The sequence below is a fragment of the Ensifer aridi genome (genome assembly GCF_002078505.1).
GTDB classification, from domain to species: Bacteria; Pseudomonadota; Alphaproteobacteria; order Rhizobiales; family Rhizobiaceae; genus Sinorhizobium; species Sinorhizobium aridi.
In genome coordinates this window covers 116,538-128,810 of the sequence record NZ_LUAV01000002.1, presented here as the reverse complement: position 1 = coordinate 128,810, position 12,273 = coordinate 116,538, and the positions used below count along the sequence as shown (strand labels likewise).

Below are 12,273 nucleotides of genomic sequence, written 5' to 3'. Positions count from 1 at the left end.
GCCGCCTCATGCCGGCCGATTTGCCGGCTCTTGCAAATTTATGAGATGTACGTATCATAAAGATATGGATGTCTCACGTCAACAGAACGAATCCGCCGTACGCGTCGAGCGCGGGCCCCGAGCCCGCACACGCAAACTCATGCTGGAGACCGCCACACGGCTGATGCAGTCCGGTATCACGCCCTCGGTAAGTGAGGTCGCGGAAGCCGCCGAAGTTTCGCGCGCCACGGCCTATCGTTACTTTCCGAGCCAGGCGGCGCTGGTTCATGCGGTGGTGGACGAGGCGCTCGGCCCGATCCTCGACTGGCGTTCCGAAGCGCCCGATGCGCTCATCCGCGTTGCCGATCTGCTCGCGACCGCCATGCCGCGCATCGACGAATTCGAGGCGACCTTCAAGGCGGCGCTGAAGCTCTCGCTCGACCAGTGGGCGCAGCGCCAGGCCGGCACGCTTGGTAACGAACCACAGCTCACGCGCGGCCACCGCGTCGAACTCCTGCGACAGGTCACCGTACCACTCGAGGGCAGGGTGTCCACTGAGGCCCGCGAGCAGCTCGCTCAGGCGCTCTCGCTGGTTTTCGGTGTGGAGGTGCTGGTCGTACTCAAGGATATTTGGGGCCTCTCGGCCGAACGCGCGCAGTCCGTTGCAGAATGGGCGGCGGCGGCCTTGGTCGAGGCGGCGATCCGGGAGGCACAAACCACGGGATGACAACGCCCACTCTCGGCCCACCTCCGGAAAACTGGTTTGACCAATTTGACTGACACGCATGTATGGCGGCTCGTTGACAGCTCTTCCGTAATTGAACTGCCGGCAAGCATGCCAAGCTAAGTACGGTATGATCGCGGCCTTGCAAGCGGTGATCTGCAGCAAAAGACAACGAGGCAGGGACCTTGACGCTCGCTAGCTTTGGTAATACCAGATTGGTGCTGCGGCCCGTTAGGCTTGAGATCTGACACGAGGCACGAGGGGTCGAGGAGGACCCGCCCGCGGAAGCGCCAATCAGGAGGATTTGACAGACGGACCGCCGCGGTAAGGCGGGTGGCGTGTACAAAAAAGGGGAGGAAATATTATGCGCAAGACAGTGGCCGGCCTGATGGCCGGTATCAGTTTTATGTTTGCCTGCGGGACATCCGCGCAGTCGCAAGAACTGACGATTTTCTGGGCCGAATGGGACCCGGCCAATTATCTCCAGGAGCTTGTAAACGAATACGAGGCCGAGACCGGCGTGAAGATCACCGTCGAAACGACCCCTTGGGCGGATTTCCAGACGAAGGCCTTCACCGAATTCAACGCCAAGGGCTCGGCCTATGACATGGTCGTCGGCGACTCACAATGGATCGGCGCCGCATCGGAGGCCGGCCACTACGTCGACCTCACCGAGTTCTTCAACAAGCACAAGCTAAACGAGGTGATGGCTCCTGCCACTGTGAAGTACTACTCGGAGTATCCTGCGAACTCCGGCAAGTACTGGTCGATCCCGGCCGAGGGCGATGCGGTCGGTTGGTCCTACCGCAAGGATTGGTTCGAGGACCCGAAGGAGATGGAAGCCTTCAAGGCGAAGTATGGCTATGACCTCGCCCCGCCGAAGGATTGGAAGCAGTTGCGCGATATCGCCGAGTTCTTCCATCGTCCGGACCAGAAGCGCTACGGCATCGCGATCTACACCGACAACTCCTATGACGGTCTCGTAATGGGTGTAGAGAACGCCATCTTCTCTTTCGGCGGAGAACTCGGCGACTACAGCACCTACAAGGTCGACGGGATCATCAACTCGGAGAAGAACGTCAAGGCTCTGGAAACCTACCGCGAGCTTTACGGTTTCACCCCTCCTGGCTGGGCCAAGTCCTTCTTCGTCGAGAACAACCAGGCGATCACCGAAAACCTGGCAGCGATGAGCATGAACTACTTCGCCTTCTTCCCGGCGCTGGTCAATGAAGCATCGAACCCGAACGCGAAGGTCACCGGCTTCTTCGCCAACCCGGCCGGCCCGGAGGGCCACCAGTATGCCGCGCTCGGCGGCCAGGGCATTTCCATCGTCTCCTATTCCGAAAACAAGGAAGAGGCGATGAAATTCCTCGAGTGGTTCATCAAGGACGAGACGCAGAAGCGCTGGGCCGAACTCGGCGGTTACACGGCAAGCGCCAAGGTGCTGGAGTCGGAAGAGTTCCAAAACGCGACGCCCTACAACAAGGCCTTCTATGAGACGATGTTCAAGGTGAAGGACTTCTGGGCCACGCCCGAATATGCCGAACTGCTGATCCAGATGAACCAACGCATCTATCCTTATGTGACGGCCGGCCAGGGCACGGCAAAGGAGGCGCTCGACGCTCTCGCCAAGGACTGGAACGCGACCTTCAAGAAGTACGGCCGCCACTAACGGGTAAGACATCGCGGGAGGGGGCTGGCTCCCTCCCGCTTCTTCGACTTGGCACCGAACGATACTCGCGCGGACGCGGCGTCGCGCGCAGGCAATGCCGCAACAGGATGGCGCAAGTGCGCCCGGCGTTGGGCTCTCGGAGGAGGAGCACATTGGCCACCGTGGTTATGACATCGCTGGATTCGAAGTCACGCGCTGCTTCGCGGGGCTTGAGCGACATCAAAATTCGCAATCTTTTCATTATTCCGACGATCCTGTTCCTGATCGTCTTCAACATCTTCCCGTTGATCTACTCGCTCGGCTATTCGTTCACCGACTTTCGTGCTTCGACGAACGCGCCGGCCACCTTCGTCGGCCTGCAGAACTACCGGGAACTGCTAAACGACCCCTTCATCTGGGCGAACTTCGCCATTACGGCGAAATACGTGATCGTGTCGGTTACCGGTCAGGTTGTCGTCGGTTTCGGCACGGCGATGCTGCTCAACCGTGAGATTCCGTTCAAGGGCCTGATCACGACACTGCTTCTGCTGCCGATGATGCTGTCGATGGCCGTGGTCGGGCTTTTCTGGAAGCTGCTCTACGATCCATCCTTCGGCATCATCAACTACGCGCTCGGCCTCGGCTCTTTCGAGTGGCTGGCGAATCCTGACATGGCACTCTACGCTGTCGCCATCACCGACATCTGGATGTGGTCGCCTTTCGTGATGCTGCTCTCGCTCGCCGGTCTCTCGGCCGTACCGCGGCATCTTTACGAGGCCGCGGCCATCGATCGGGCGGGGCCTTTCTACACCTTCTTCCGCATCACCCTGCCGCTCGTGGCACCGATACTCATGATCGCGATCATCTTCCGCACCATGGAGGCGTTCAAGACTTTCGACCTCGCCTACATCCTCACAAGCCAGCCGACCACCGAAGTGATCTCGATCCGCCTCTACAAGATGGCGTTTCAGGAATGGCAGACCGGCCGGTCCTGCGCACTCGCCTACATAGTGCTGATCATGGTGCTCGCGATCACCAACATCTACGTCAAGTATCTCAACAGGGTGAAGGAGCGCTGAGATGGCGGCAGTTCAAACTCGCTCCGAGCGCGCGCTGAACCGGGTGGCTATCGCCGCCGTACTTGTCATCACGCTGCTCTTCCTCGCGCCGATCTACTGGATCACGTCTACGGCCTTCAAACCGCGCAACCTCGCGACGACCATCCCACCGACTGTCATCTTCGAGCCGGAGATCTCGCCATTCGTGAAGCTCTTCACCAAGCGCTCTCAGCTGCGCGCAGCACCGGAGCCGGAAGACTATGCTGCCGCTCCCTGGTGGGAACGGCTGGTCTTCGACGGGGGTGAAAAGGTCGTGCGCTCGGGACGCGGTGACGTGCAGTTATCCGGCTATCCCAACCGCTTCATGAATTCGCTGATCGTCGCGATCACCTCTACGGTGCTCGCCGTCAGCATGGGCACCTTCACGGCCTACGGTTTCTCGCGGTTCAAAATGAAGGGCGAAGCGGACCTGTTGTTCTTCATTTTATCGACACGCATGCTGCCGCCCGTGGTCGTGGCAATCCCCATGTTCCTAATGTACCGGGCGGTCGGGCTGAACGACACCCACTGGGGTCTTATCATCCTCTACACCGCCTTCAATCTATCCTTCTCGGTCTGGCTGATGAAAGGCTTCATCGACGAGATTCCGAAGGAATATGAGGAAGCGGCACTCGTCGACGGCTACACGCGCCTGGAGGCCTTCTTCAAGATCGTGCTGCCAGAGGCCGCCACGGGCATCGCCGCGACCGCCGTCTTTTGCTTCATCACGGCGTGGAACGAGTATGCTTTCGCGCTGATCATGACGAACCGGCGCGCGCAAACGGCACCGCCCTTCATCCCGAGCCAGGTCGGCTCTGGCCTTCCGGATTGGACCGTCATTGCCGCAGGTACCTTCCTGTTCCTGCTACCGGTCGCCATCTTCACCTTCCTGCTCAGGAACCATCTCCTGCGCGGCATGAGTTTCGGAGCGATCCGCAAATGACGTTTCGTGCCATAAACCAGAAGTATCTCGAGCCAGGCTCGCAGCTCCTGATGATATTCGGCATCATTGCGCTCTGCCAGCCATGGAACCTGTTCCTTCATCGCTACGGATTGACGATGACGTTAGTCGGGCTGATCGCCTTCATGATCACGTCGAAGGTCCCGCCGGAACAGAAAACTGACGAGAGCAGGAATCCATGACGCAGATTGAATTACGCGGCATTGAGAAGCACTTTGGTGCCGTTCAGGTCATCAAGAACCTCAATCTCGCCATCGCCGACAACGAGTTCATTGTTCTGCTTGGCCAGTCCGGCTGCGGCAAGACGACGACGCTGCGCGCGATCGCCGGGCTCGAAACGATCGATGAAGGCGACATCCTCATCGACGGGCGGCCGGTGCAGCACATAAAGGCGTCGCACCGGGACATCGCCTTTGTGTTCCAGTCCTTCTCGCTCTACCCGCACATGACAGTCTTCGAGAATATCGCCTTCCCGCTCCGCGCCATGCGTGGCAACCGTACGGATATCGAGCGCGAGGTTCAGGCGGTTGCAAAAACGTTGCAGATCACGCACCTGCTCGCAAAAAGGCCGTCGGCTCTTTCAGGCGGCGACATGCAGCGCGTGGCGATCGGCCGGGCACTCGTCCGGCGCCCCAAGGCGATGCTCATGGATGAGCCGATCGGCGCGCTTGACGCGAAGCTCCGCGAAGAGATGCGCGCCGAAATCAAGCGGCTCCACATCAAACAGGGCTCGACCACGATCTACGTAACCCATGACCAGGTCGAAGCCATGTCCCTCGCCGATCGTATTGTCGTCATGCACGAAGGTGTGCTGCAGCAAGTCGGCACCCCCCATGAGGTCTACGCTCGTCCTGCCAACATGTTTGTCGCGCAATTCGTCGGGAGTCCGGTCATGAACATGACTGAGGTGACGGTTTCCGAGGACGCTGGGCATGCGCGCGTCCTGGTCCGAGGTGCTCCAACCGCCTTCGATTTTCCGTCCAGTCTCACGGCCGAGCTGACCGCCGCTGGGGCCGAAAACGGCAACCTCACGCTCGGCGTGCGACCTGAAGGGGTTCTCGTGTCGAGAGAAGCACGTGAGGGCTTTGTGCCCGTCGAGGCCCATATCATCGAACCGCTCGGCTCGCATGACATCATAGACCTGCAGGTTGGCGCCCAGATGCTGCGGGCAAGGACGAAAAGTGGCTTCGTACCCAGGCCCGGCGAGGCCGTCTGGGCTCGGATAAATCCGGCTCAGGCGCATTTCTTCGACAGCTCGACCGGCACATCTTTCGGGATCAGGCTCTGATGGCGCATATCGAACTCAAAGGCATCACCAAGACCTTCGGGGCCCACACTGCCCTGAAGGATCTCAGTTTCGAAATTGCTGACGGAGAGTTTTTCGTGCTGCTCGGCGAGACGGGCGCCGGCAAGACGACGACCCTTAGGCTGATTGCCGGGCTCGAAAAGCCGACGAGCGGACAGATCTTCATCGATGGTGAGGATGTCGCCGACTGGGGGGCCGCCGAACGCGACGTTGCGCTTGTGCTGCAGCAATATTCGCTCTATCCGCGCTACACGGTCCGCGAGAACCTCGAATTCCCGCTTAAGTCACGCATCCGGCGTGTCGAACCGGCCGAAATCAAAGAACGTGTCGCCCGCGCCGCGAGGACGCTCCGCATAGAGCATCTGCTCGACCGCAAGACGGACCGTCTATCGGGTGGCGAGATGCAACGCGTTTCCATCGGTCGGGCTATCGTGCGCAAGCCGCGCGTCTTTCTGATGGACGAGCCTCTATCCGCCCTCGACGCCAAGCTGCGCGAGGCGCTCCGCACCGAGCTCAAGAACCTTCAGATGAATCTCGGGGCAACCTTCCTTTTCGTGACCCACGATCAGATCGAAGCCATGTCGATGGGCGACAAGATCGGCGTACTCAACAACGGCCAGCTCGTTCAGACCGGCACGCCTCAGGAGATCTATCGCAATCCGGTCAACACTTTCGTCGCACGCGCCGTTGGCTCACCGCCGATGAACCTGATCTCAGGGAGGCTTGCGGGCAGCGAGGCCATCTCGGACGAAGGCTACCGATTGCCTTTTGACGCGACGCTCGGCACTGCGGTTGACGGACGGCCCCTCACCTTCGGCATCCGCCCCGAGGATCTCTTCCTCGAAAGCGGCGCACCCGGCGAAGCCCGCGTACACGACGTCGAGAATCATGGCGTCGAGAAGATCGTCACGCTTCGCACAGGCAACCATTTCTTGCAGGCGACGGTGCCGGCTCAGACCGAACTCGAGATTGAGGAGTCTGTTCGCTTCTCATGGAATCCGGAAAAGGTCGTGCTCTTCGACGGCGGAAGCGGGATGAGCCTGCGTCACGCTGGCTGAATCCCGATCGACAACGGCCAAGCTGGCTACACCTACAGTTTGCGGGAAGAACCGCCGGATCACTGCCGCCGCGCAGGATAGCGGCAAGACAAAAAACTACAGCGCCGCTGTAGCGCTTTGAATTGCTGCATGTTTTATCCTTAAATCGAATGCGATTTGAGGAAACTTGCAGTAGCGATTGTGCAGAAGAGCCCTCCATCGGGAGTGGGGCGGCGTCGCGACGACTTACGTCGGGAAGCGTCGCCTATAGTATTCGACGACCTCAGGGTTGCGGAGATTAACGGGCAAGCCGCCTTTCAGGATGCGGATCGCTTCGGCCGCAGCGCCCGTTCCCATGCGCATCATGCTTTCCTCGGTGATGCCGGCGAGGTGAGGCGTCACGATCACATTGTCTAGCCGGAAGTAAGGATGCTCGAGCGGCAGGGGCTGTGTAGAGAACACGTCGAGGGCAGCGCCGCCGATACGGCCCATCTCCAGCGCCTCCATCAACGCTGCGTCATCCACGACGGGGCCGCGCGACACGTTGACGAGGATCGCGCCCGGCTTCATGCGCGCAATCCGCTCGCGGCTCAAGAGCCCGGTCGTCTCGGGTGTGAGCGGGCAACAGAGAACGACGATATCCGCCGCCGAAACCAGGTGGTCGACCGAGAGAAAGCGCACACCGTCAGGCAGGCTTTTCGGCGAGCGGCTGTTGGCAACGATCTCCAGCCCAAACCCGTACTTCGCTATCCGGAAGATCGCCTTTCCCACATTGCCCATACCGATGATGCCCATGGTGCGTCCGGCGAGGTCGAGTGCTCGGTCCGAGTGGGCTCGCCCGGCACTCCAACCCATGCTTCTGAGATCGCGGTCCATAGGACGGAACTGGCGCAGCAACGCAAGCGTCACCATGAAGACGTGCTCCGCAACAGTCGGCGCGTTGACGGCCGGCACGTTGGCGATAAGCACACCGGCCGCCGTGGCCGCGTCATAGGGAATCATGTCGAGCCCCGCGCCATGCCGGACTGCCGCGCGCAGGGCCGGTGCGTTTCCGAAGAAGGCGGGCGGGATCGGCGCGCGCACGATGACAATCTCCGCACCCTCGCCTTCACGAAGCAACGTCTCGGGATCGGGGGCGGACGCGACGCGGAGATCACCCGCCGCTTTCAGCATGGCCTCGGCGTCGCGGTGCAGGGGATGGGTGGAGAAAATGAAACTCATCGGCTTCCTCATTGCCGACCGGGGACTACTCCGTGGCTGTCGCAGGCCCGCCGATGAGGCCCTTCCAGTAGCTCTCCGCGCCCTGCAGATGCGCATTCATCAAGGCTTGGGCGAGATTGCCGTCGCGTGCGAGCAGCGCCTCGTAGATACGGATATGTTCTTCATGCGAGCGGCGGCTGCGGGCGATATCCGCGAAGTAGATGGGCAGCCGCTGCTCGCCCATCGTGTAGTAAACGCTGCAGACGCGGTGGAATACGCTGTTCTTCGTCGCCCGAACGATCTCCAGATGAAAATCCCTGTCCTCACGCGCGAGGCCCTCGCCTGCAGCGATCTTCGCCTCGGAAGCGGCGAGAATTTCGCGCAGGCGTTCGTAGTTCTCCTCCGTCGCCCGCGCGCAGGCGAGTTCCGCCGCCTTGATCTCGTGGATCTTGCGGAGTTCCACCGTCTCGTAGATCACGATCGGGTCGAGGGGCACGCCGGCACGCGCGAAGAGTGCGATCGCCTCGACGCTCGCCTCCGTCGTCGTCAGATAGATGCCCGACTTCGCCCGGCGCTCCACGATGCGCATGGCTTCGAGGATTGCCAGAGCCTCCCGAAGCTGCCCCCGGCTAACGGCGAAGTGCTCGGCGAGCTCTCGCTCCGATGGCGTTCGCCCATTGCTGCTTGAAGTCGTAAATAGATGGGCCGCTAGATCGGAAAGCAGATTGTTTTCTTTCATGGTTACAGTCTTTGCGCGTGAGTCTCCAGGACGCGTTCGTTTATCGTAAATCCCAGGCCGGGTTTATCAGGAATCTCCATCATCCCGTCTCTCACAGCCACGGTCTCCTCGACGAGGTCGTGGATCATCGGGTTCGCGCCAACCGAGTATTCGATGACAAAGCTTGCCGGGGAAGCCGCGCAGATGTGCAGGCCTGAGAAGAAACACGGGGCACCGGCCCACAAATGCGGGGCGAAACGGAGGTTGAAGGCACTGGCGATCGCACCAATGCGCATGGCTTCCGTAATGCCGCCGCAGAAGGCCGGATCGGGCTGGAAAATATCGGCCGAGCGCAGCACCGCGAGGTCGCGGAAGGCGAACCGAGTGGCCTCGCTCTCGCCGGCTGCGATCGGCACCTTTCCAGCGGCGCGCACTTCCGCCATGCCGGCCTTATCGTCTGCGATCACCGGCTCCTCGAACCAGGCAAGATCGCAATCTTCGACGAGATGGATGAAACGTTTCGCGTCGGCAACCGTATAGGTGCCATGCGCATCGACCATGATATCCACCGAGGAGCCTAGCGCCTTGCGGGCAGCACGCACGCGGGCGGCCGAGACGTGCGGCGCGCGGTCCATTGCGCCGACCCTCATCTTGACCGCCTTAAAACCGCCATTGGCAATGTAAGACTGCAGCTGGCCGCCGATCTTTTCGGCACTCTCCCACCCGCCGGAAGCATAAGCAGGCAACCGGTCCGCCTTGCGCCCGCCGAGAAGCTTCCATACCGGCACGCCCAGCGATTTGCCAAGAATGTCCCACAATGCGATGTCGACCGCGCTGATCGCGGCAATGGAGAGGCCCCGGCGCGAGAGCTCCGGCATCGCATGACCCGACATGGCCGCCGTTTCGTGGCGCACGCCGTTGTAGAGCATCTCCCAGATCGCGGAGACGTCGGCAGGGTCGCGACCGACGAGCTTCGGCCCCACCTCATGGTTCAGCATGTGCACGAGCGTGCCGTAAGTACCCGCGCTACCCGCAGCATTCTTGCCCTCACCCCACCCCACGATTCCGTCATCTGTCTCTATGCGCAGGATTGCCGCGTCGAAGGTTGTCAGGCGCCCGAAATCGCTGCGATGCTGCCGACTTGCTTCGATGGGTATGCGAACCCACCAGGCTTGGACGGTCTTGATACGCATTTCGCCTCCCCAACCTCGCGGCGCGCCGGCCGCAGGGCATGCTCGGGACCGGTCCTCACTTGATCAGCGGCAGGATGGTCTCGGCGGTGATCCGCATCTGGTCATCGTAGAACTTCTCGGTCAGCAGGCTCGATCCGTGGTCCTGTATGAACTTGAGCTGCTCGGGCGGGATATCGACCGGGTTGCGTTCGACCATGTCGGGATATTTCGCCGCCGGCGTGCGATCGACCGGAGCCACGAACTCATTGGTGAGCGCGCCGTCGTATCCGATCTCTTTCAGAGTGGCGACGATCTTCGGCCAATCGAGATGACCGAGGCCTGCCGCAAAGCGGTTGTTATCCGCCACGTGGAAATCGAAAAGCCGGTTTCCGGCGAGCCTGATCGCGTCGTATATGTCCTCCTCCTCAATGTTGAGGTGAAAGGCATCGAGGCAAACCCCGCAATCGGGATCGACTGCATCGGCTAGCGCAAGCGCTTCGGCAGCACGGTTGAAGAGATAAGTCTCGAACCGGTTGAGCGGCTCGATGGCCAGCCGGACGCCCTTTTTCTGGGCGTGGGCGAAGCACTCCTTGGTCGCATCCACGACCCACTTCCATTCCTCCTGCTCGGTGCCATCCGGAACGACCTTGCCGACGGTCGCCGGGACAAGTGTGACGATCTCGCCTTCGAGTTCACTCACCATGGTGATGACGCTCTTCACGTAGTCCACGGATTTTGCGCGCTGGCCCTCGTCCTTGGCTGCGAGGTTGCGCTCGCCGAGCGTCAGCGTCACCGCGCCCCAGCAGCGAATGCCGTGTTCCTTGAGCAGCGCGCGAGTGTCGTTGATGTCGTACTGGGCCGGCTCGCCTGAAATCTCGATGCTCTCGTAGCCGTACTTCTTGATGCGCTTCAGCGTGACGGCGAGAGGCTCCGCCCGCATCCAGTTGTGCGTCGAAAGGTGCATAAACGTCCTCCCAGACTAGCGTTACTCCCGAGTCACTCGAGGCGGTGCGGGGCACCTCCTCCACTTCGACCGAACTCATTCTGGTTTGGCCAATTTTCCCTTGTCAAAGCTCTATCCCAAATTATCGCTGGCGGCAAGGCGCCTGCGCCGCCTCGGTATTTCATGCAGTTATGGGCGTATCTCGCCCGCTCCGCTTTGAGATCATTGACGTCGTCGCCTTGACCAAATCGCCACATTTGGTATTACCAGATCGCGGCGGGTACAGGCAGGCGTTTACCGCGGCAGCCAACGCCGGGAGGGGGAATGATGAAGATCGGTATGTGCATGTTTCTTTGGACGACGAGCGTCGGGCGGAAACATGAAAAGCTCCTTCGGGACATTAAGGCGACCGGCTTCGACGGGGTCGAGATTCCGATCTTCGAGGGCACTCCGGACGACTACCGCCGCCTCGGCGCATTGCTCGATGGCATAGGTCTCGAGCGCACTGCCGTGTCTGCCATGAGCGACCCTTCGATAAACCTGATTTCGCCTGACGCAGCGACACGCAAGCGCGGCATCGCCTACATGCAGTGGGCTATCGACTGCGCCGCCGCCCTCGGCGCGCTGACGCTGAGCGGGCCACTGCATTCTACGCTGGGCCAGTTCTCCGGCACCGGGCCCACCGCCGCGGAACTGAGGCGGTCCATCTCCTCGCAGCGCACGATCGGCGATCATGCCGCTGAGCGCGGCGTCACCGTTGCGCTCGAGGCGCTGAACCGCTTCGAATGTTATCTCGTTAATACGATGGACGACCTCGCCGCCCATATCGATGCAATTGGGCATCCGAATATTCGCGCGATGTACGACACCTTCCACAGCAATATCGAGGAGGCCGATCCCGTGGGAGCCTTCACCCGCCATGCGGACCGCATCGTTCATGTCCACATCTCGGAGAACGACCGCGGCGTACCGGGCCGTGGCAACATTCCATGGCCGGAGATCTTCAAGGCGATCCGCGCGAGCGGCTATGACGGCTGGCTGACAATCGAGGCCTTCGGCCGCGCATTGAAAGACCTTGCCGCTGCAACGAAGGTCTGGCGCGATTTCTTCGAGGCGCCCGAAGCGGTCTATCGCGATGGATACCGTCACATCCGCGAGGGATGGCAGGGAGCTGCATGACAGGCCGGGCCCCGCGGCCGAAATCATAGATACGCCAATTGGAATAGCCCGTGTGCGCCGCTCACCAAAGCCTCGCACATTTTCCGGCGCTTAAAGCGGAGGTACCGGCCCTTACGTCGCCAACGCCGCTGTGGAACGGACAAACAGATTGAGGCCGCCGCCGTCGGCGACGGCTGTAGTCGGAAATCTTGGGAAAAGCTAATGGCGGACAGAGAGGGATTCGAACCCTCGATACGCTTTCACGTATACACGCGTTCCAGGCGTGCGCCTTCAACCACTCGGCCACCTGTCCATCCTCTGCAGCCG

Annotated in this window: 12 protein-coding genes and 1 tRNA gene; 8 read left to right on the top strand and 5 right to left on the bottom strand. The window is 61.0% G+C overall.

Annotation, left to right across the window (positions count from 1 at the left end):
* Positions 1-64: 64 nt before the first annotated feature.
* The 7 genes from AYK65_RS00895 to AYK65_RS00865 all read left to right on the top strand — a co-directional run bounded on the left by AYK65_RS00895 (position 65) and on the right by AYK65_RS00865 (position 6,776).
* A complete protein-coding gene (locus AYK65_RS00895; RefSeq protein ID WP_081157798.1) occupies positions 65-706 on the top strand; it encodes a TetR/AcrR family transcriptional regulator in 642 nt (213 codons plus the stop codon).
* 361 nt (positions 707-1,067) lie between these two features.
* Positions 1,068-2,375 (top strand): ABC transporter substrate-binding protein, encoded by a 1,308-nt coding sequence (locus tag AYK65_RS00890; RefSeq protein WP_026616767.1) that lies wholly within the window; start codon positions 1,068-1,070, stop codon positions 2,373-2,375.
* Between the two features lie 152 nt (positions 2,376-2,527).
* A complete protein-coding gene (locus tag AYK65_RS00885; protein ID WP_026616766.1) occupies positions 2,528-3,433 on the top strand; it encodes a carbohydrate ABC transporter permease in 906 nt (301 codons plus the stop codon).
* Between the two features lies 1 nt (position 3,434).
* Complete coding sequence (locus AYK65_RS00880; protein WP_026616765.1) at positions 3,435-4,394, top strand: carbohydrate ABC transporter permease; 960 nt, start codon at positions 3,435-3,437, stop codon at positions 4,392-4,394.
* On the top strand, positions 4,391-4,594 hold the full coding sequence (locus tag AYK65_RS00875) for a hypothetical protein (protein ID WP_034885802.1): 204 nt from the start codon (positions 4,391-4,393) through the stop codon (positions 4,592-4,594). The genes AYK65_RS00880 and AYK65_RS00875 overlap by 4 nt, the downstream gene beginning before the upstream one ends.
* Positions 4,591-5,700 carry an ABC transporter ATP-binding protein gene (locus AYK65_RS00870; RefSeq protein ID WP_081157797.1) on the top strand — a complete coding sequence of 370 codons (1,110 nt, stop codon included), beginning with the start codon at positions 4,591-4,593 and terminating at the stop codon, positions 5,698-5,700. Before AYK65_RS00875 ends, AYK65_RS00870 begins: the two co-directional genes overlap by 4 nt.
* Entirely contained in the window at positions 5,700-6,776 is a 1,077-nt protein-coding gene (locus tag AYK65_RS00865; RefSeq protein ID WP_081157796.1) for an ABC transporter ATP-binding protein, read from the top strand. Before AYK65_RS00870 ends, AYK65_RS00865 begins: the two co-directional genes overlap by 1 nt.
* A gap of 225 nt (positions 6,777-7,001) precedes the next feature.
* Here the strand turns inward: AYK65_RS00865 and AYK65_RS00860 are convergent, their stop codons facing one another.
* Genes AYK65_RS00860 through AYK65_RS00845 form a run of 4 tightly spaced genes read right to left on the bottom strand, consistent with a single transcriptional unit; the run spans position 7,002 to position 10,809 of the window.
* Positions 7,002-7,976, bottom strand: a complete 975-nt coding sequence (locus tag AYK65_RS00860; protein WP_081157795.1) for a 2-hydroxyacid dehydrogenase — start codon at positions 7,974-7,976, stop codon at positions 7,002-7,004.
* A 25-nt stretch (positions 7,977-8,001) separates the two neighbouring features.
* The gene (locus AYK65_RS00855) at positions 8,002-8,694 is read right to left on the bottom strand and encodes a FadR/GntR family transcriptional regulator (protein WP_081157794.1); all 693 of its coding nucleotides are present in this window, start codon (positions 8,692-8,694) and stop codon (positions 8,002-8,004) included.
* 2 nt (positions 8,695-8,696) lie between these two features.
* Positions 8,697-9,866, bottom strand: a complete 1,170-nt coding sequence (locus AYK65_RS00850; protein ID WP_081157793.1) for a mandelate racemase/muconate lactonizing enzyme family protein — start codon at positions 9,864-9,866, stop codon at positions 8,697-8,699.
* Positions 9,867-9,921: 55 nt separating this feature from the next.
* Positions 9,922-10,809: a sugar phosphate isomerase/epimerase family protein gene (locus tag AYK65_RS00845; protein WP_081157792.1), complete on the bottom strand. Its 888-nt coding sequence runs from the start codon at positions 10,807-10,809 to the stop codon at positions 9,922-9,924.
* 306 nt (positions 10,810-11,115) lie between these two features.
* Here AYK65_RS00845 and AYK65_RS00840 point away from each other — a divergent pair, with 306 nt between their 5' ends.
* Positions 11,116-11,967, top strand: a complete 852-nt coding sequence (locus AYK65_RS00840; RefSeq protein ID WP_081157926.1) for a sugar phosphate isomerase/epimerase family protein — start codon at positions 11,116-11,118, stop codon at positions 11,965-11,967.
* A 202-nt stretch (positions 11,968-12,169) separates the two neighbouring features.
* Here AYK65_RS00840 and AYK65_RS00835 read toward each other — a convergent pair.
* Positions 12,170-12,259, bottom strand: a tRNA-Ser gene (locus tag AYK65_RS00835).
* Between the last annotated feature and the right edge of the window lie 14 nt (positions 12,260-12,273).